A 21,162-nucleotide genomic window follows, 5' to 3' on the forward strand; every position below is an offset into this window, starting at 1 on the left:
ATTGTTTGAAGGGAAATTGGGATGAGTGAGGCGAACATATGCCAGAGATGAAAACTATAACAAAATATTTAGATGGTTATTTAGAAAGCTCAAAAATCAAAAATTTGACAGCTGTAATGGCAAATCAAATTTTAGAAAAAGCAGGAATATTGAATGATACCAGAGATAGACCAGGTAAACCTATCAGAGAATTGTTAAGACAATACGAACTGCCACATGGATTCCAGGATAATAAAAGACATTGGTACTTACCGCATTCAAGTAGTTTTGAAAAAGGAAGTCTAAAGAATAAAATAAGAGAAATTGCATTTGAAATTAATACGGAAATTCAGATCAGGCAAAGTAGATTATCCTTGTTACAGGAATTAAGAGCTAAGAAGTATAATCTTAAAAAAACGAGTAAGAGCTTTTTTAATCTGAAAGGTATAAAACCTAAATATTCTTTTCATAATGGCGGAATCAACGAAATTCAGTTTAACTTTGGTTTCGAAAGGATAGGTAATGAAAAGTACTTTAGATATGGGATTGCATTTAACTTGCGAAGGGGACAAAGCCTGCATAATCCGATGGAAATATTTGCTAATAAAATAAAAAATTTCAATCAGTTCCTTAACAGGCATAAAAACCATTTAGGTGATTTATCAATGTGGTATTATGATGTTGATGAAATTAGGCAAACGATTGGTCATCCAATAAATATAGATAGAAGGTTGGGTACAGAGGGGAACTTTATTTTTATAGGCAAATTATTAAAAAAAGATCCCTTAAAAGTAAATGGTGAGGATGTAAATGAAATAGTTAATTTATTCGATAGACTGATGCCGTTATATGAGTTTGTAGAATTCGGTACACAGGTTGAGATTGAATCTAGGATCGCAAGAATTTGTTGGAATAAAAACGGATGGGTAAAACCTTCTGGTAGAGAGGGCAAATCAAAGACTGAAAGTCACGAAAGAGATTATGGCTTTGGATATGAAGAGTGGTTATTAGATAGAAGCAAATATTACAAGGGGTACTGTTATGGATTTCTCCAGCCTATCTTTAGATACAGAAAAAAATATATTGGGAAAAGACTCAATATCTTACTTTACAGTATAGATGGATTTGATAATAAGAGATATTGGATTGGTGAGTTAAAAAATGTCGAAGTAATTGATGATGTTATGCAAAAAGAGGTTTATGAATATTATCTCAAAGAGAACAAAATTGACGATATGGTGGAACAATTAAATAGTGTTGGAATTAAAACAGCAAGAATTAAAAAAAGTTGGGAGAAGTATGGAATTAATCCAACTATTCGATTTAAACCTGAAGAAATAAAAGGCATATTCGAAAAACCTATCCCAATTAAAAAGAATAATAAATTTATTAAGACATCTCGATATGTTTTACTCAAAGTTGATAATGTATCCGATATAAACCACACAATTAGTGAATCGGGATTCGACCCAAATTCTGGGAGTACCATTCCTCCCCAAAAATCTAAAAAAAATCCAACTAGAAGTAGTCCTCAAGAAATTGAAATACCCCAGACACATAATCAGATACTCCGAGGATTTATGTTGTGGTTACAACAAAAATATCCTCGCCAGAGAATTGCTCAGGCTGTGGATGCTCATGGAGGAACAAAAATTGACTTGGTAAGAAACGAATCAGATGGAAGTATTTTCTATGAAATTAAATCGTATAAAAAACTTATAACTTCTTTGCGTGTAGCGTTAGGCCAACTTCTTGAATATTGTTGTTATCCAAATAATAAATATGCAAAGTCAATTGTTTTAGTCTCTGATTTGGAAGCTGATGAAGATATGATTTCCTACATTAAACATCTAAATACAATATTGGAAATTCCATTAGGTTATATCCAATTTGATTTAAATAAGAATATCGTGGTTCAACAAATATGACAACAGCAACAATAGTTCAAAGAGTTTGGAATTACTGTAACACTTTAAGAGATGATGGAGTAAGTTACGGCGATTACGTAGAACAGCTTACATATTTGTTATTTCTTAAAATGGCAGATGAGTATTCCAAGCCGCCATACAACCGGGAAATAAAAATTCCTAAGAAGTTAAACTGGGAAAGTCTTAAACGCATCAGCGGTGCAGAGCTTGAAGCACAGTACATTAAAATCCTTAATGAGCTTGGCAAAGAAAAAGGAATGATCGGTGAGATTTTCTTTAAGGCACAGAATAAAATTCAGGATCCAGCAAAGCTTTATAAACTTATTCAATTGATAGATGATGAGAATTGGGTAATACTCGGCGCAGATGTTAAAGGTGATATTTACGAAGGCTTGCTTGAGAAAAATGCTGAGGATACTAAGTCCGGCGCAGGACAATATTTTACACCGCGTGTTTTAATTAAAGCAATGGTAGAATGTATAAGACCTGATCCAAAGAAAACAATCGCAGATCCCGCTTGCGGTACTGGTGGATTCTTTCTTGCAGCTTATGATTTTATTTCCGATGAAAAGAAATTCAAGCTGGATAAATCAGAAAAAGAATTTCTAAAGTTTAAGACATTCAGTGGATGGGAAATTGTACCTAATACAGCAAGACTTTGTTTAATGAATTTATATCTTCACAACATTGGCGACTTAAACAGTGAACCTCCAATCGAAAGAGCTGATAGTTTATTGGTATCACCAGCAACCAAGTTTGATTATGTGTTAACAAATCCTCCGTTTGGTAAAAAGAGCAGTATGACCATCACAAATGAGGATGGGACACAAAGCAAAGACACGCTAACTTATGAGAGACAGGATTTCTGGACAACAACATCGAACAAACAGTTAAATTTTGTACAGCACGTTCGTTCAATGTTAAAAGCAGATGGTAAAGCTGCGGTTGTTGTTCCTGATAACGTTTTGTTTGAAGGTGGAGCGGGGGAAACAGTAAGAAAACGTTTACTTGAATCAACTGATGTTCACACGATATTAAGATTACCAACAGGAATATTTTATGCTCAAGGTGTTAAAGCAAATGTAATTTTCTTTGATAACAAACCTGCAGCAAAAACAGCCTGGACAAAAGAAGTCTGGATATATGACTTCAGAACAAACATTCACTTCACACTAAAAACCCAGCAGATGAAGTTTGATGATCTTGAAGATTTTATAAAATGTTACAATCCTCAAAACAGATTTAAGAGAAAAGAAACAGAACGCTTCAAGAAATTTAAGTATGATGAAATAATAGCAAGAGATAAAACCAACCTTGATATTTTCTGGTTGAAGGATGATAGTCTCGGTGATATGGATAACCTCCCTGATCCTGACGTTCTAGCGCTTGAGATAATAGAAAATATAGAATCCGGTTTGGCAAGCTTTAAGGAAATTGTAGAGGGGTTGAATGGGAATGAGAAGGGATGATTTGTTGAGAGAAAAACAGATCTAAGCATTTCCCCCCAGAAAATTCGGTTAATAATTCTTCTATTCTCAGCAGAAAAATCTAAAACAAAAAACCCGGGCTCACCAAACCCGGGTTTCTATACTGGATGCTCAGCTATGCGACTAACTGACTTCACTCATTTTAATATATCCTACTAACAGGTGAAGGTTTTCGGTATTCGGTTCTGTTGTTAAAATAGTTCTGTATTTTTAGAATACTTCACCGGATGGAAAACGAAGTATACGGGCGGTTGTAAATAATAAAAACTTTATTACCCCGTACAGGCAGCGCCCAATTAAAGCAAACAATAATAAGCTAATAAGGCTGCAGTTTTTATTTTATACTTTGTTACTTAGGTTAAAACAAAAAGATGACGACTTTTCAGAAAAATGTAATCATAAGTTTAAGAAGCATACATTTATCTAAACCTATAAATGACAATTAATAACCATACCGGTAGGTATAATCAATTCCAAACCTGATGAACTATCAATTAATGCTCTATTCCCTTATTCGTGCAAAGTCAGAATATTTTGACAAACATTAAGCTGTTCAGGTCAACAGTTACTCTTTAATAGTTGGATTGATAGGCTGAAACACATTTGGGACAACAATAATTGATAAAAAATTATTTTACAACCAAACCATTTCTACAGCTTTTAGTGATTAACTATATTTTCAAAGAAATTGAACGATTTCAACTTCCTATTACTTCTTCCTTCAACCGGTATCCTCGACAGATCAAATGAATGGACCGATGGCTTGCACATACTTTTTTAAAATGTATAAACCATCTCAAGCCAGATGGATATAATTTAGCAGCAATGATGCACTCTAACTGAAAATATAGTTTCTAAGAATTAACTTTTTGGTTATTTGTTACCCGCTGTATTTTAGTCACATCTTTTCTTTCATACATTATATAGGTTGTTAAATGCTAAAACAATTTCGGAAGTGTTTTAGGAAATGAATCGATGTTAATGAAGAGTGTTAAGTCAAGTTGTTAGCAATTCTAAAACTTAAGCATTATTTATTTGTAAGAATAGAATGATTAACAAACGAGTAAGCATTTACTAAAGAACCGAATTTCACTTTCACTACTCTCCAAAGCTCCCAAAAGATTTTGCAATTTTCACAACCTTAGAATACAAATGATTTTTTAGTTTAAACGCAATAAAAATTTGCACAGCAAAAAATTTTGCAAAATACAAGCAATAAATGTTTTTGAAAAAAATTATTATTTGCTATGAGAACTGTTAAAAAAAATAGAGTATAAAAAATGTTTGATGAAATTTTAATTGCATTCAAAAGAGAATTATTAAACGATGTTCAAATGACTATTCGGGATGAATTTTCAAAGTTCAAAAAAGACGATGAGAATGAAAAAATTAATTCTGAAAATGGATTTTTGAATACGAAAGAAGCATTGTTAATTTTAAAAATTTCCAGGCCGACGCTTTACAAATTGATGAAAAAAGGAACTGTCTCTTATAAGAGAATCGGAAGAAAACTTCTTTTCAACAAAAAACAAATTTTAGAAAATCTAAAGTAAACTTTAACAAATTATGCAGAATAAGATAGATATAATTAAGCAATCAATAAATCTGGTCGACTTAATAACAAGATTCATTAGATTAAAAAAAATAGGAAGAAACTATGTAGCACACTGCCCTTTTCATAATGAAAATAAACCTTCATTTATTGTTAATGAAGCTATGCAAGTTGCAACTTGCTTCGGAGGTTGTAATAAAAGTTTTGATGTTATTAGTTTTTATGAACATTATTTTAATGTTAGCACGACTGAAGCGATCAACTGTTTAATGGCTGAATTATCTACTAACAAAATTAGTAAATCGAAACCACCAAATTCACGAAGAGAATTAAAACCAAAATTTTTTGGGGCTGAAGGGGAATATATTTACTGGGAGAGATTTAGTATTGCCTTGGAGAGCAAAGACCTTCCAGAAAATCTATGTCGGCAAATGGCTAAGGATAGCTTATATACTTTCTATCGACAATCTCAATTAAACATTTTTGCCAGATTAATAGATTTTTGTAAAGTAGAGAATGATATCGATGCAATGATTTATCTCACAAGTGAAAGTCGTGGATTAACCAATAAAATCATAGAAAAGTTTTCAATCTGTTCCATTCACAAAGTAAAGAGTGTTGTAGAATTTCTCAAAGATAGTTTCAGTACTGAAGAACTTGCTATTTCAGGACTCTTTACAGATAGTGGTTATTTTATTTTCTCAAATCATAAAATACTAATCCCGTACATCGAAAATAATTTACCAGTTTATATTCGTGGAAGATTTTTCTATGTGAGTAATGCAGAACCGATTGGAAAATATGGGAAATATATTAGTCTGGTTAACCGTTCCGGCACACTTTCACCCAAGCGATTTTTTAATATAGATTTGCTTAAAAATTTAGAATGGGGAAGCGAGCTTCTAATTTGTGAAGGCGAATTCGATTGCATTGTCATGAGTCAATATAATTATCCTGTAATTGCTGTTCCAGGAATTTCAAATGTACCTGAAGATCTCAGCTGTTTGCAAAGTTTCAAAATATTTATTGGCTTTGACAATGACTCTGCTGGTAATAAAGCCGCTGAAAGTATAGTTAAGAATTTAACTACAAACAACAATCAAGTTAGTATTATAAAATTTAAAACCGAGATAAAGGATTTTTCTGAATGGTCGATTTTAAAACAATCCAAAGTTTGATACGAGATAATAGTGAGGATTTTAATATAGAAGTTCTCAGGAAATTTCCCACAGCAGTATCTGCTTTCGAACTTCAAAATATGATTTTTCCACCAATTGAGTGGTTCATACATGACTTTTTAACCGTTGGACTTTATATTTTAGCAGGCAAGCCTAAAAGTGGAAAATCGTGGCTCGCTTTGAATTTAAGCTTAGCTGTCGCAGAAGGTGGTAGAGCTCTATCTTATTTTTCCTGCAACAAAAATGATGTCCTTTATATAGCATACGAGGATAGTCCTCGAAGACTTCAAAGCAGAGTCAACAGATTAATTCAGTTAGAACATATAAATTCAGCTCCATCCAATTTGCTTTTTTATACAATGGCAGAATTCCCGAAATTAAACGATGGTGGCCTCAATCAATTAGATTCATTATTGAAAAGTAATAGAAAAATAAAGATTGTTATCATTGATACTCTCGGAAGGAGTTCAAAAAAAATAACCGGATTTTCGAAAAATCAATATCTAGAAGAATATGATCATATGGCTCAATTTCAGGAATTCGCAACTGCTCATAATATTTGTTTATTGTTTTTACATCATACTCGCAAATTAAAAAGTGAAGACCCATTTGAAGATATTTCTGGGACAAATGGATTACTTGGAGCGGCTGATGGTTTAATGGTTTTAGAAAGGAATTCAAGGGGGACAAAACTCCATATAAATGGTAAAGATATTTTGGAGACTAGCTTTGATATTGTTTTTAATGATGGTCTCTGGTTTGTGACTGGAAACGCAACTAATAACGTGAAGACTAAGGAAAGAGAAGAAATACTTAATTGTTTCGAACAAAATCCTGAAAAAACTTTACGCACTTCGGAAATCGCAATTATGCTCAATAAAAAAACAAGCAATATATCGCATCTCCTTAAAAAACTTGTTACTGATCAATTTTTAATTGTCGTAAAAACTGGAATGTATAGACTTTCTCAAAAGTTTAATGGATAAAAGTATTCAAAACGTTCAATCCACTCAATGTTGAAGAATTTAAACTTTGAATGGTTTGAATGGTAAAAACTTCGTTATTAAAATAAATGATATAGTAAAAAGTGGATGCGCATTTGAAAAAAATTGACAAAAGTACTCTTGACGAAATTGTGATGTTAATTGAAAATAATATTCCTTACCGTGAAATTCTTCGGAAGAATCCAGTGCTAAAAAGCACATCAATGGTAAGCCGAATAAAAAAGATTCATATTGATGGCAAAACCACATCACAAAAAAAACTAAGTGACAAAACTAAAAGGAAAATTCAACTTGCTGCTGTAGAAAGAAGAGCACTAGAAGAGAGTGATCTAATAGTCAATGGCTATATCGATATTCTTAAGGCATTCACTTATAGTATTCAGAACCTGGATGAGATACAGCTGTTGCATAAAAAAGGAACTGATGATCTTTATGTCATACTTCAGGAAATTGTTAAAAGACTTGATAGATACTTTGATAAAACTGAAATAGACGAAACTGAACAGTTAGATATCAGAACAAAAGTAAATGTAGCAACCCAAAAGATATCGAACTTACATAAAAATTCCTTACTAAGAATAAAAGCTATAGATGCTATACGTAATCAGTTGGATTCAATCCTAAAATTCAAAATTGAAATTCAAGGTATTGAACAGATAAATTATTTAATATCCTCTTTTTTAAGAGGAACTGAGGTTTTATCAGATGAAGAATACTTCAAGTACAAATCAGCAGTCATCAATTTTAATGAGTTTGCAAGAGTCTTTTTCGATCGATGGGATGCGGGAGTTTACAAGTCCGATTTATCAGCGACAACAGAATAAAAAAAAAGAGGCATGGGAAAATTCTGCAAACATAATTACAGATAAGAATAGTGATTTCAGAAGAGAAGTCGGTGAGATCGCTGATGTGATCTCATTCGCTACAGATTTTTTAGATCGTCATCCTGGAGAAAAGCAAAAAGAGGTTTTATGTGCCATCAATGGGGATAGTCCAGGTCAATGGAGTTCAGAATTTCACGAAGTAGTATTGGAAATAGGAATGAAGGGTGGAAAGAACTGGTTACTTGAGATTGACGCTGCTTATACAATGTATTTCATCGAATGTTTAAGAAATCCTCACGAATACTTTTCAAGGATAACAAAAAGACTATTACCGTATACAGTTGATAAGTCATTTGATCTGATAAATATATCAGTTGTGGGAGAAGACCAAGCCAGAAGGGCTTTTTTTGATAGCGTTAAACGAGCACTGAAATTGACAATTGATCCAAGAACAAAAGAGAATTGGTTTGAACGTTATGCAAACTTGAAACTGGATTTTGATTTAAAGAAAAAAGAAATTGAATTTCCTACACGGACAAATGGAGCAGGTGGCATAAGGGCAATGAGTTTTAACAGTACGGCAAGTGCTCCTGAGGGTTTGCATATGTTAAAATTTTATGCTGATGAATTATCCCGAGCAGATACTAAAATCTCTTATAATGAAGCTGCAAAACTTTATGAGTTGGGTTTATCAAATACTAGTGTATCATTCCCCAATCGGGTTGGAAAAGTCATTGGATGGGCTTATCCCAATGATACTGATTATGACTTGACTCATGAACGATTTGAAAAAAGTCAAAGTACAGAATTCATATTTGGAAGGCGATACACTACGTTTGAATTTAATCCTTCAATCACTAAAGACATGTTGAGAGACAGATATAAAGCTGATCCGGTACAAGCTGAATTACGTTATGAGTGTAAAAAACCAATTTCCAAATTCAACTTTTATCAACCACACTCAGACTCGATTAAAGATGCAATTTCATCATCCATCACTAATACTGTAGTCTATAAGCCAGTTTATATTCAGAAAATTGTTCAGGAAAAAAAATATAATTTTAGCAGTATTGAGTTTTTAAGTATTGCTGGTGATAGAAAAGAGCGGTGTTTTGCTATCGATTCAAGTATTACTCATGATAGATTTGTAATTATGGGTGGATATAATGAAACAATTGATGTTAGAAAGATGGAGTTGTTTATTGGTGATACAATGGAAGTAATTGTAACAAATAAAAAACCAATTATCGATACCATAATTGTAATCGAACCTCAGGATTGTTTTCCAATTGGGTATTTAGAAATTGGGCAAATACTTAGTCAACTATTAAAAGCATTCCCAAATATTAAGAGCATTAATAGTGATCATTTCCAGAATGAAAAGTTACGCGCCGAGATATTAGCAAAGGGGATTGCTTCTAATACTTATTTTTTTAGTAGGGCAGTACAAATGAGATTATTCATGAAACTTAGATGGAATGTATGGAATAGAAATATAGAAATTTGTAATGACGTCGCTCCTGGACATAAAGTAAAAATTGGAAGTAACCAAATATCCTTAGCGGATTTGTGGGTACTTGAAGGTGAGAAATTGATTAAAGATGGAGATCGAATAGATCATCCGAAAGATTTTAGCAAAGATCTTCAGGATGTAACCGCCATACTTAATCAGGATTTATTAAATCTTGAAGTATCGAATTCATGTGTATACTATGGAAATATTGATTTATTAGAAGAGCGGAAATTATTAGAATTAGCTGAGAGATATCTTGATTTAAGGTATCCATATGATAGTGAAGGTGAACTGTCGAAGAAAGAAATCCGGGAAATAATGATAAAAAAATTAGGGATGAGTGAAACCCAAATCATTAAACTCGAAGATTTCTGTAAAGAAGAATATGGAATATAAATTGTTAGAACAAGTTTAGAACAGGGACAAGTTAAACTGGAACATATCTTATATATGGAATAGAACATTGCTTCGTAAGCGAATGGTTTAAGGCAGATAATTGAACAATGCTTCCCCTGATTCTGATTAAAGTATCAAATATTATAATTGGCACTATTTACATCTGAACCTTTTTGATTGGATCTTATCAAAATTTTTTTCATTCGAATCGGTTATACCTTAATAGGGCTATTGAAGTTAAACTAACTTGTGAACAAGATTCTGGATGTGATCAATATAGTGTCTGAGTTAAAGATCAATACAATTGATCTGTATTTAAAAAAGTTAAGCTGGAAACGAAGGATCCGGGGAAGGGAAGTGAGAATTCGGGAGGGAAGAATTTTGCTAAGGAGTGGTGAACATTAATTATGAATTATGAGTTTTGAGTTATGAATGAAATAATAGTGTGTCTCACTGAGTTTGTCGAGGTGTGACAATTGCAATGACCTAAGCTGAAGTGAAGAATGCCAGCTGAACAATGAGAGCAGTTAAACAATTTATGGCGCTGCAGATTTCTTCCCGGAAGTTATGAAAAGAAATTTGTGGATGACAGCACCAGTGGTTTGCAAACGTTACAAGACTCATATTTTTTTACAGCTTCCTTTAGATCAATGGCACTGCTGTTATTCCCTCTATTCACACATGTTTCAGTATGATATTTTTTACCTGAAGGTGTAATATAAACTGTTTTAGAAAAAAGCTGTATGGTGAGAAGTCCCCAGACTAAGAAGAACAGTGCCTGCCTCATATTCTATCTCCAAAATATTTCTGTAAAGTTAGGAAAGTAAATGTTAACATTTTTTTGCGGATATTTCTTTTTTTTCAAAATCTGTTTACCTTGCTAATAAGAAAGAGAGTAGTATCTGGCGAACAAATGTTCCATTCGAATTTTATCCGGGAAATGAAACCGGATTTCTGGAATCCAGATCTACTCTCCTTTGGCTACTATTCAGGAAATGATCCGAATAGTTTTACTTCTTTCTGTTATAGGGCGATTGATTTACAGGTTTTAATGAAATATTATTTTCACTTGCCTTTGTTCTCACAGCATCTTCTGTTCTGCCAAGCTTTAAACCAATTATTCTCGTTGGAGTATTTTGATTAGCTAAAGTTTGGATTTGTTGAATTTGACCTGGAGTCCAAGGTTTACCTGAATTACGATTATATTTTGTCATTTTAATTCCATTTGATAATTAATAGAAATATAACTTTGTTTTCAAAGAAATTATCAAAATCAAGTTTTCTCATCTCCATTTTCTAAAATTTTTTGATTGACTTCTAAGCTGGAAGGATTTATCTTGCCCACAACAAAAAGAGTCCTTGAACAAGATTGATCCGACCGGTCAATTATAATTTGGACTTAAACCCATATAGAGTACCAGTCTATGTGGGTTTTTCTTTTTCAAGTCCTAACTTATTTAAAAGAACTTTTTCAAGATCAAAAACTTTGACTTAATTTGTAATAATTTTTCTAAAATGCAAAGTTAATTTTCGCATGAAGAAAAAAATATTTTTTTGTTCATTCACTTGTATTAATCCGAAATTAATTTTATAAAAATTTTCACCAGAGCTATTAAAAAATTTTAGTTGTCAGATTTAACTTTATTAACGGGATAATCATAAATTTCTACAACTGAATTCTACAGTTTATGTAATAGTTTTCAATTATATAATCACAGTGAACTAAAATTCTGATGTAAATAATGGATGGATCAACAAATTAGATTTGCTTAACAAGCACCACCGGCATTTCATTGACAAGTGAAAAAGTTATTGAAGTATCGGGGTTAAGTAAAAAATTTAAAGCGGATTCAGTTTTGGGACAGGTTAGTAAGACAATGGATGCCCGTAACGCCGGGCAGGAACGTTACGGGCTGGGGGTTTTTCCAGGTAATTTTTAACGATTGTCTGCAGTACAATCAATTACTACACGAAAACTAAATCAAAGTTGTCGAATTGTCAATAAATTTCAAGTGCTGGTAAGTGTACTTACAGTATCTCACATAAAAATAATCTTATAAATGTCAACGGAGTTTTACTCCGTACCATCTTTCATAACTGCTATTCATTTTTGCTCACACTAAGAGAGCAATATGAATATCACATCACAAAAATTATTCGCAGGCGCAAGCTGGAACTGGATTGAGGATCTTTCCGAATATCTCGCACCTGAATTTACTCTCAAAATTTTTCTCAAACTTCGCAATAACCAAACCATTGAACTGACTGGAACCGCTGAAGGATCAACTCACAAGTTTACAGTCAACTCTGCAACCACAAACATTCCCAACGGAAAATAATCATACCAGGCACAGGCATTCAAGAATAATGAAATGAGTCTTGTTGATTTGAAAATTTATGTTAAAAAATGATATAAGTATTTAAGTTTTGACTTAGAAATTTCTTTCTGCTGTGTGAAAAACGTGTGAATAATGTTTGATAACAAGGCTAAGTTCTTTTCATATAAATATTATCCTCCAGTGGGACCGAGTCCTGTCTCCTCTAAAATTTTATTTTCTTTCAGCTTTTATATCAAATATTTATTTATTTGATGAATGGGTATATCCACCAAATTTCAGGAGATATGAACATAATTGTGAACGAGTTTATTCTTAGTGCCAATTTCGGTCATCTAACTATCAAAAAGCTAATAACCAAAACGATTAGAGAGTTTAAACATAACTACATTGTACCCAACCAATTCACTTCCCAGATTCGTAAATTTGATCAGTTCAATTATACACTGAGTCACTGATTTAATCTTCCTATCCAGCAACAAATATTACTCAACCATCCTTGCTCATTCATCTGATTAAAAAACAGACGCTAAATTGGATTCGATCTTTCTATTAAGACTTTCAAAATCGAGTTCAATAATATCAAGTATTAAATATTTTTTTCGATAATAATTTTTTTTAATCAAAGTTATAGGATAGAACTGATATTTTGTTTGTTAATAAAATTATCTAAGTTATTACAGCGGTACTTTTACTTAATTAAACAGGGAGAACAAAAATGTCACCATTCCAAAAGTACTTCCGTACAATTTCATTTATTATTGTTCTTTTCAGCTTTTACATAAATCTTTATTCACAGGTTACACTGGCATCGGAATCATTCACAAGTTTATTTACTCCCGGTAGTTTCCATTATTATACCGGAGTTGAAGGAAATATTAATATCGGGCAAAGAGGCGGACCAAATATCTATGATTTCAGTTCAGTTAGTTTGTCGAATCTGAATGTTTCATACAATTACTTAGTCAGTACATTACCGTTGTTAGCGCAGCATTATCCTTCTGATGCTGTTGCATTTGGCGAAAGTGAAACAACAATAGAAAAAAATCCTGTGTTCTATATTGTTAATGACACAGTGTATGTCGCGGGTGAAGCCTCACTGATTCCGGATGTAAAATTTGTACACTACGTTCCCTTTGAGATAGCCGCCATATTTCCCGCCACTTACGGTTCTTCGTTCAGTCAGCAGATCGAAAAGTATGACACGACTTTTAACGGTTCAGGCGGAGTCATATCAACAAATTATTCAACGAGTTTTGAAGAGACTGTAATAGATGGTTACGGAACGTTAGTTTTGCAATCAGGCTCGTATCAGTGTCTTAGGATTAAAAAAATTCACAACGGTTATGGCGACAAAGAATATATATATCTTTGTAACGAAGGTGCTTTTGTTGGTGTTGGCGGAGTTGATATTTCAGCACCCGACACTGGCTATGTAAATGGCGGCTGCCAGGTTTTATTAAAACCGGGTCTGGTAGATGTGAATGATAATGTGCTTGAGTTAAATGATTTCAAACTGGAACAGAATTATCCAAATCCTTTCAACCCTACAACAAAGATTGCATTTACAATCCCTGAAGAAAGCAGAGTAAGGATAACTATATATGATTTACTTGGTAATGAAGTATTAAGATTACTTGATGAACAAAAGCCGCGAGGCAGTCATACAATAGATGTAAACGCCTCTGAACTTTCATCAGGTGTTTACCTTTACAGGTTGAAAGCCGGAAAATTTATACAGACAATGAAGATGATACTACTGAAATAAAAGATTGACAGTAGTTAAACTTTGAATTATTTTATTCACGGTGATTGTTATTGAGAGTACGCTTTCAACATCGTCTGCAGAATTACTAACCCCCAGCCTGATGTGTCCTGCCCGCGCATCAGGCTATTTTTTTTCTTGGAATCTGTTTTCCCTGGATTTAATTTCCCTTTGTAATTCTACAATCCCACAACAAACTGACTAAATCAAGTAGAATTACGAAAACTTCTGACCCGAAGTGTTAAAGCCCGCTTCGGGTCACTTTTTTGTTGGAACAAATTTTTATTTGATTTAATTTTGATATGTAATTCTACGCGCCCACCACTTTGTGACTAAAATTCAAGTAGAATTGCAAGATACCCCTTAGCCCGAGGTGTACTTCCCGCACCTCGGGCCACACTCTTCCATACTATCGATGTGGTTATACTTTTTTGATTTATTCCTTTATCTTTCTGTAAACTTTAATCAGGATGAAGAAGAACAATCTTGAAATAATTTTAATCATTGTTGTTATCGGGCTAATTCTATTGGGCTTAGGAAAATTATTTTCACTTTTCTAATGGATTATTCCTAAACTTTTCAGATGTTTAATTCGACTATCAGAAACGGTATGGTATATCTATCTATGAACTGGTACTCGATAAAACTTACACATAAACAGATTGAACGTGGTTGTGATAAAAAAATAATTGATGAATTCAGAAATCTGTATATCCGTCTGAATATCAAAGAAGGAATGGCTTTATACAGAGACAATCATAAATTGCATCATTACCAGTATTACTACTTCAGAGTACCTGACAGCTTTCCATTTGATCCATTAAAAATATTTTCACACAATGCTGAAGTTAACAGAACTTTTCCTCCGGCTATTATGATGCTTGAGCCAATTGAAGGGGACTATTAACTAAACAATAATATTTTCGATAATGAATTGCTGACTTTTCGTTTATCGTCAGTGCTATTTACATAACCCGGATGTTTCCCGTGTCCGGGTTTTTTGTTGTGGTAAAAATCCTACATCAGAATCATAATTCTTCTTATATACAATTCAAAAAGTTCTTGCGATTATTAAACAGTCAATTTCGATAAACTGGATATTAATCTGGGGATTAGTCAACAGTTTTATTAATAAGGTCAGGAAAAGAATGATTTGGTACAAAATAATATTAACCAACAATGAATTGATGCAGGGCGTTGGCAGACAACTCGAAACAGATTTCAAATATTTATATGACAGTATGAATCAGCCGGAAGAAATGAAATTATTTCGTTCCTGGTTAGTTGGTGATCAGCATATGTTTTATTATATGCAGATGCCTGATGGTTTTGTCTATAACCTTGGTCAGGTATTTGCCAAATACAGAACAATTATAACAATTGAACCTGAAACAGAAGAACTTGTGTTAGTGATCGGGTTAGAAGAAGTAAGAGCGGTCAGTTAGTATCCTAACTGAGTGACCAGTGATAGAACCCGGGTAATGGATAACACCCGGGTTTTTTAATAAACTTTTTGAAAGGATTCTCGATAATAATATACCTCTCAAATAAAGCTTTGTGGCTTAAATAAAGAAAACCCGGAATGATTCCCACTGTTCCGGGTTTTTTATTCTAAACAAATATCCCAATCCCTCGATAATGGATTAAGATTATAGATTCACTAACCAATCACACTCATTTAGTCGAAGATATTGGGAGGCAGGGAAAAATTAAGAACCCGGATTCACAGGAGAACCGGGTTCTTTAATTTTAATAAATCCTTAATTAAAAAATTTCATGACATAATTTCTTAGATTACTCAGGTCCAAAAAGATATACTGAAGTTCAGTATACCTCAGAGAAGGAAATCCCGCATTACTCATCTGGCCTGAATATACTTTCCAATTATAATAAACGCTGTACAATAGTTCTATGACGAATATATCTTCAGTACAGCTCTGGATCTTTTTAATTTCGGACTTGATGGTTTCTTCGCGCTTAAGTATGTCGTTTTTTTGAAAACGCCTGATTGTGGTTTCAATGTTATCGATTGAACTTAAGATCTTCCCTGTATTCATAATTCCCTTCATCTATGGAGGCGGTATAGATGAAATTTAACGCCTCTGCTTTTTACTAGTTTAAAGAATACCCGATGAGAGGAGTCACCGGGTGCTAGTCGATTCATTAAATAATAGAGGATTTTGTTAACGAATCTTTGTTAAACAAAAATAATGGATAATTGAAATATCAAACAAGAAAAATAAATTTTAGTAAGTAGAATTTCATTGCTTATAAAAAGCATTGCTGGCAATGAAGCCGGAGTTTTTCACAATCCTCGAGTATCCATTGTTTTACAATTTCCGTATGAGGTTTAAATCCCTTAACTGCCTTGTTTCCTGAAAATAAATTCCAGTTAAATGAAATGCTGCAAATCAACTCAAAGGCAAGAGGATCCTTCGTAGATAACTGAATTTTTTTCAGTTCATCTGATATACTGTTATCAAATTCCAATTCAATAAGCACTGGATTTTTTATTACAGTTGTTTCAATTTTAATTAAAGTTCTTAATATTAACTCCGGATCCATAAAGTTGGATTCCTTACCTAAATGAAACTTCTGCATATATTATGCTGACTAAAGTAATCGAGATAAATATTCGAGTTAAAAAAAAGTGAAGTCCATTTTTCTAATAAAATTCAATCATTGATTTCATAGCATTTACCTGTATCGTTGAATGTATGTTTTAAGTTCTTCACAATCCTCGAGTATCCATTGTTTTACCAGAATATTTCCGGCTCTGAACCCCTTTGAAGCTTTCTTACCAGAATAAATATCCCAGTTATGATTGATTGAAAAGTGGAGATCAAGTATGGCAGTATCCGTCGTAGCTGACTGAATTTTCTTCAGCTGGTCAGAAATAATTTTATCGACAGCCGTTCCGACTGGAAATGATGAATGCAGTATTGCGGTTTCGATATTCTTAATTGCGGTTAGTAAAGATTCATACTCCAAAGAGAAAAAGCGTTTTAGTTAATGACACTTTTGCTTAGGACGAATGATGATGCAATCGAATTTATGCAACTTATTGCTTTAAGGCAAGGATATTGTAAAATCACTTTTTTTGCAATTACTTCATTAACTATGACTCCCTTCAAATCAAGAAGAGGTGAAGAACCTTTAGAAGAAAAAGCATTTCAGATGTAAACTTAATCATTATTGTGTCGATAATGATAGTAATGAATTCTCTTCATAGCTACTTTTGAATTCATTGCGATAGTAAAAAGAAAGTTAAATTCGCAGTAAGTTTAAATGATGCAGCCAATTAGGATGATGTAATCTGTATACAAAGGCTAGTTGATTGGAGCGTTGTAAGTATTTAATCTGAGAGTAAATTACTTGGTTTGTGTTTCCAAAGTACATTTTAAGATTTTAAAAATTATTCGTTGGGGAATAAATGAAAAATAAACTTGTAAATAAATTTTTGGTCCCGATCATTTCATTCATTACAGTGATAATACTTGCTGCCGGAATATTAATCTCAGATTATATCAGTACAAGTATTGAGGGAAATGCAAAACTGCTTTCAGATGCAGAAATCAACATGGTTATACAGCAACTCACTAACACGGATGTGCTGATGAATGAAAGAGTTGCTTCGTCAATGAATATTTTAAAAGATCTGACTAATCAGCAGGGAACTCCAACAATAGGAAATAATTTTTATGCTGGTACTGTTCAGGTTTCGGGATTGAGCTTCGGCAATCATCTTGTGAACAACAATTTTCTACTTGTTGACAAAGTAAAATCACTGGCTGGTGGAACAGCTACATTGTTCGTTAAGAAAGATGATAGTTTTATCCGGATCTCAACTAATGTATTAAAACCTGATAACAGCCGCGCCATAGGTACTGAACTGGATAAAAAAGGAAAAGCCTATGCTGCGATTATTAACAACAGAAGTTTTTATGGAGTTGTTGATATTCTTGGATCGCCGTATTACACAGGCTACGAACCAATAAAAGATTTGAATGGGAAGACAATCGGCATCTGGTATGTGGGTTATAAAATATCAACTTTGACAACCATTGGTAAACTTATTAATAATATGAAAATTCTTGACAATGGTTTTGTCGCACTAGTTGATAACAAAAACAATATAGTTTTCAATTCGGATAACGTTAAACCTGAATTCATTACGCAAATTCAAACTGAAACAAATGATGAATGGATATTAAATAAAGTTGAATTCAATCAATGGGGCTACTCTGTCGTTTCAGCATATCCGAAATCTGATATTGACGGTAAAGTTAATTCGACCATTCTTACAATTGTTTTTATAGGGATTATATTAACCGTTTTGTTAAGCGGATTGTGTTATTACATTTTCAAAAAAATAGTTCTGACAAGAGTTCAGAGTCTAAAAGAATACTCTGGTAAGTTATCAATGGGAGATGTGTCGTTTTCAGTGGCTTCAAACTCTAACGATGAACTAGGCGAACTTGAAAAAGCATTTTCGGATGTTGTAGAGAGCATTAATAATCAATCATTAACTGCACAGAAAATCGCCGAAGGTGATCTAAATTTAAGTATAACTGAAAAGTCAGATAAAGACTTATTAAGTAAAAGTATGCAAAAAGTATTATTCACGTTAACAAGTCTGATCAGTGAATTAAAAAGATTATCTGAAGCAGCAGTAAACGGGGAATTGAACACGCGCGGAAATGCTAATAATTTTTCAGGGGCTTATAAAGAAATAGTTAATGGTATGAACAATACTATTGATTCACTTCTACAGCCGGTAAACGAAGGTAACGCAGTTTTAAAATTAATGGCAGAAAATGACTTCACATCCCGGATCACTGGAAATTATAAAGGTGATCATCAGCAGCTTAAAGATAGTATTAACAAAGTCTGTGACTCTCTTAACTCCACACTAAGTGAAGTTAATAACGCAGTACAAGCCACAGCAAGTGCATCAACACAGATTTCTTCTTCAACTGAAGAGATGGCTGCAGGTGCTCAGGAACAGTCAGCACAGGCTGGTGAAGTTGCTTCTGCTGTTGAGCAAATGACTAAGACTATTCTTGAAACTACTAAGAATGCTTCTTCTGCTTCTGAAGCCAGCAAGAATGCAGGTCTAATTGCTAAAGAAGGCGGCAGTGTTGTTAATCAAACTATTCAGGGTATTAACCGTATCGCTGAAGTAGTAAAACAATCCGCCGATACTGTTCAGCAGCTTGGTAAGAGCAGTGATCAGATAGGTGAGATCATTCAGGTTATTGATGACATTGCTGATCAGACTAACCTTCTTGCACTTAACGCTGCTATTGAAGCCGCTCGTGCGGGTGAACAAGGAAGAGGTTTTGCTGTTGTGGCTGATGAAGTAAGGAAACTTGCTGAACGTACTACTAAGGCAACTAAAGAAATAGCATTGATGATCAAACAGATACAGAAGGATACATCAGGTGCAGTTGAATCTATGAATCAAGGTACTCTTGAAGTTGAGAAAGGTAAAGAACTCGCTAACAAAGCTGGTGATTCATTAAAACAGATAATCACAGGTGCTGAAAGTGTTGTTGATATTGTATCACAGGTTGCTGCAGCAAGTGAAGAACAGTCAAGTGCTGCCGAACAGATAAGTAAAAACATTGAATCGATCAGTGCTGTTACACAGGAAAGCGCACAGGGTGTTCAGCAGATTGCAAGAGCGGCTGAAGATTTGAACAGACTCACTAACAATCTTGAAGAGTTGGTTGCTAGGTTTAAGACAATAAATATCGCTGATAGCCAAAAGAGAAATATTAGCAAAAAACATATTAGAGTTTAAGCATTGATTTACACTTGATTAACAATAAGAAAATCTAAATGTGTAGTGATTGTTTAGGTGAATTAAGCAATATGAATAAATCTAATTTTACACGACTCAACTAAAGCTAAAGAAATCAAATTGAATGTCGATAATAAATTAAAATCAAAGGAGTAAAGATGATTCCAGATATAAAAGACCACCGATGGGACAACTTAATTCTGGGCAAAGGTCATTATCAATTTCATCTTCTAAGTGTAAAAATATTAATGAATCGGACATTTTTGAGTATCCAACAAGATCCATCCCCCACAAATGCTCACAAATGTAAACAAGAACTATATGACTTTTTCGTCAAAAACGAACGAATCGCGCAAAAGGACATAGCTCAAATTTTTAGCAGGGAGTTATTATGAATAAGCTATTTGAGATTAGTGAAGTATCAAAAAAAATATTAAATGGTGACGTTTTAATTCTTGCGGCAGATGAGAATTTATTAAGACAACTGCCTGAAGGGAATTGGATAGGTGGAACAATTCCATATTTTATGGATGCTGAAGGAGGAATCCACACTAAGGATAAAATATTTGTAAATGAAGTACCGTCATATATAACTAGATTCAGAATTAAAGTTTATGATGAAACAAAATTACCCACTATAGGTGAAAACGGGTATGAGCATGGTTATTCTATGATAATTATTCCATCAAACAGTTCAGTTCATGTATCTTTTGCTGAGAATTCACATAAGTATAACAAGATATTTCATTCACCCTTAGTTGGCTGGATTGCCGGTATTGATCTCAATGATATTGGGAAAATTAAACCAAAAGTTTTTAATGGTTTAACGAAAGAGGTTATAGAAAACAAGTGTATAGTTTTACATTTGGAATTACCGGCAAACAAAATTCCTAATTTGGATATCATAAATTTATTTGAACAAGGAAATGGTGATACGATCACTTTTGATACAACAGGGTTTGATATCAGAGAATGTTTTATCAACGGACAGAAGAAATACCTTTCCGATTACTTAACTGAAACTCATGCCAACATACAGCTCCCGCTGGTGGCTGATTATTGCGGGGCATCTATAAATACGAGTTTTCAAACGATAGATAATGAGAACAATTCAGTGAGTTTTTACGCGCCGGTATTTAAAGGCGTTGAATATAAAATCGCTAAGACAGTGTCAGACTATGTAGGTGTATTTGAAGATATTACTTCAAAGTTAAATATTAAACCTGTCTTTACCTGCAACTGTATTCTTAATTATATTTATTCTGGGTTGGAAGGAAAAAGAACTGGTAGTATGACAGGTCCAATGACCTTTGGTGAAATCGCTTACCAGTTATTGAATCAAACACTTGTTTATTTAACTATTGAAGATGCTATTGACTAATGATAAGAGTGTA

General features: G+C 33.3%; 18 protein-coding genes. 14 read left to right on the forward strand and 4 right to left on the reverse strand.

Annotated elements, in window-relative coordinates:
* The first annotated feature begins 38 nt into the window (after positions 1-38).
* The 7 genes from IPM56_02975 (at position 39) to IPM56_03005 (ending at position 9,861) form a co-directional block, all read left to right on the forward strand.
* Positions 39-1,907: a hypothetical protein gene (locus IPM56_02975; protein QQS36933.1), complete on the forward strand. Its 1,869-nt coding sequence runs from the start codon at positions 39-41 to the stop codon at positions 1,905-1,907.
* Positions 1,904-3,376: an SAM-dependent DNA methyltransferase gene (locus IPM56_02980; protein QQS36934.1), complete on the forward strand. Its 1,473-nt coding sequence runs from the start codon at positions 1,904-1,906 to the stop codon at positions 3,374-3,376. Before IPM56_02975 ends, IPM56_02980 begins: the two co-directional genes overlap by 4 nt.
* 1,298 nt (positions 3,377-4,674) lie before the next feature.
* Positions 4,675-4,947: a helix-turn-helix domain-containing protein gene (locus IPM56_02985; protein QQS36935.1), complete on the forward strand. Its 273-nt coding sequence runs from the start codon at positions 4,675-4,677 to the stop codon at positions 4,945-4,947.
* 13 nt (positions 4,948-4,960) lie between these two features.
* Positions 4,961-6,124, forward strand: coding sequence for a toprim domain-containing protein (locus IPM56_02990; protein ID QQS36936.1), 1,164 nt, complete (start codon positions 4,961-4,963; stop codon positions 6,122-6,124).
* The gene (locus IPM56_02995; protein QQS36937.1) at positions 6,094-7,110 is read left to right on the forward strand and encodes an AAA family ATPase; all 1,017 of its coding nucleotides are present in this window, start codon (positions 6,094-6,096) and stop codon (positions 7,108-7,110) included. The genes IPM56_02990 and IPM56_02995 overlap by 31 nt, the downstream gene beginning before the upstream one ends.
* Positions 7,111-7,223: 113 nt before the next feature.
* Positions 7,224-7,952 (forward strand): hypothetical protein, encoded by a 729-nt coding sequence (locus IPM56_03000; GenBank protein ID QQS36938.1) that lies wholly within the window; start codon positions 7,224-7,226, stop codon positions 7,950-7,952.
* Positions 7,834-9,861 carry a hypothetical protein gene (locus IPM56_03005; GenBank protein ID QQS36939.1) on the forward strand — a complete coding sequence of 676 codons (2,028 nt, stop codon included), beginning with the start codon at positions 7,834-7,836 and terminating at the stop codon, positions 9,859-9,861. The genes IPM56_03000 and IPM56_03005 overlap by 119 nt, the downstream gene beginning before the upstream one ends.
* 565 nt (positions 9,862-10,426) lie before the next feature.
* Here IPM56_03005 and IPM56_03010 read toward each other — a convergent pair.
* Both IPM56_03010 and IPM56_03015 read right to left on the reverse strand, forming a co-directional pair.
* Positions 10,427-10,648, reverse strand: coding sequence for a hypothetical protein (locus IPM56_03010; GenBank protein QQS36940.1), 222 nt, complete (start codon positions 10,646-10,648; stop codon positions 10,427-10,429).
* Between the two features lie 223 nt (positions 10,649-10,871).
* Entirely contained in the window at positions 10,872-11,075 is a 204-nt protein-coding gene (locus IPM56_03015) for a hypothetical protein (GenBank protein ID QQS36941.1), read from the reverse strand.
* Between the two features lie 579 nt (positions 11,076-11,654).
* On the opposite strand from IPM56_03015, the gene IPM56_03020 reads away from it, so the two are divergent.
* The 5 genes from IPM56_03020 to IPM56_03040 all read left to right on the forward strand — a co-directional run bounded on the left by IPM56_03020 (position 11,655) and on the right by IPM56_03040 (position 15,407).
* Positions 11,655-11,801 (forward strand): hypothetical protein, encoded by a 147-nt coding sequence (locus tag IPM56_03020; GenBank protein QQS36942.1) that lies wholly within the window; start codon positions 11,655-11,657, stop codon positions 11,799-11,801.
* 192 nt (positions 11,802-11,993) lie between these two features.
* Positions 11,994-12,200, forward strand: coding sequence for a hypothetical protein (locus IPM56_03025; protein QQS36943.1), 207 nt, complete (start codon positions 11,994-11,996; stop codon positions 12,198-12,200).
* Positions 12,201-12,915: 715 nt separating this feature from the next.
* Positions 12,916-13,965, forward strand: a complete 1,050-nt coding sequence (locus IPM56_03030; GenBank protein ID QQS36944.1) for a T9SS type A sorting domain-containing protein — start codon at positions 12,916-12,918, stop codon at positions 13,963-13,965.
* 607 nt (positions 13,966-14,572) lie between these two features.
* A complete protein-coding gene (locus IPM56_03035; protein QQS36945.1) occupies positions 14,573-14,869 on the forward strand; it encodes a hypothetical protein in 297 nt (98 codons plus the stop codon).
* Positions 14,870-15,110: 241 nt separating this feature from the next.
* Positions 15,111-15,407, forward strand: coding sequence for a hypothetical protein (locus tag IPM56_03040; protein ID QQS36946.1), 297 nt, complete (start codon positions 15,111-15,113; stop codon positions 15,405-15,407).
* An 823-nt stretch (positions 15,408-16,230) separates the two neighbouring features.
* On the opposite strand, the gene IPM56_03045 is transcribed toward IPM56_03040, so the two are convergent.
* Positions 16,231-16,563 (reverse strand): hypothetical protein, encoded by a 333-nt coding sequence (locus tag IPM56_03045; GenBank protein ID QQS36947.1) that lies wholly within the window; start codon positions 16,561-16,563, stop codon positions 16,231-16,233.
* Positions 16,564-16,659: 96 nt separating this feature from the next.
* The gene (locus tag IPM56_03050; protein QQS36948.1) at positions 16,660-16,953 is read right to left on the reverse strand and encodes a hypothetical protein; all 294 of its coding nucleotides are present in this window, start codon (positions 16,951-16,953) and stop codon (positions 16,660-16,662) included.
* A 442-nt stretch (positions 16,954-17,395) separates the two neighbouring features.
* On the opposite strand from IPM56_03050, the gene IPM56_03055 reads away from it, so the two are divergent.
* A complete protein-coding gene (locus tag IPM56_03055) occupies positions 17,396-19,768 on the forward strand; it encodes a Cache 3/Cache 2 fusion domain-containing protein (GenBank protein QQS36949.1) in 2,373 nt (790 codons plus the stop codon).
* A gap of 391 nt (positions 19,769-20,159) precedes the next feature.
* Positions 20,160-21,149, forward strand: a complete 990-nt coding sequence (locus tag IPM56_03060) for a hypothetical protein (protein ID QQS36950.1) — start codon at positions 20,160-20,162, stop codon at positions 21,147-21,149.
* Positions 21,150-21,162: the final 13 nt, after the last annotated feature.

The sequence above is a fragment of the Ignavibacteriales bacterium genome (assembly GCA_016700155.1).
GTDB lineage: Bacteria > Bacteroidota > Ignavibacteria > Ignavibacteriales > Ignavibacteriaceae.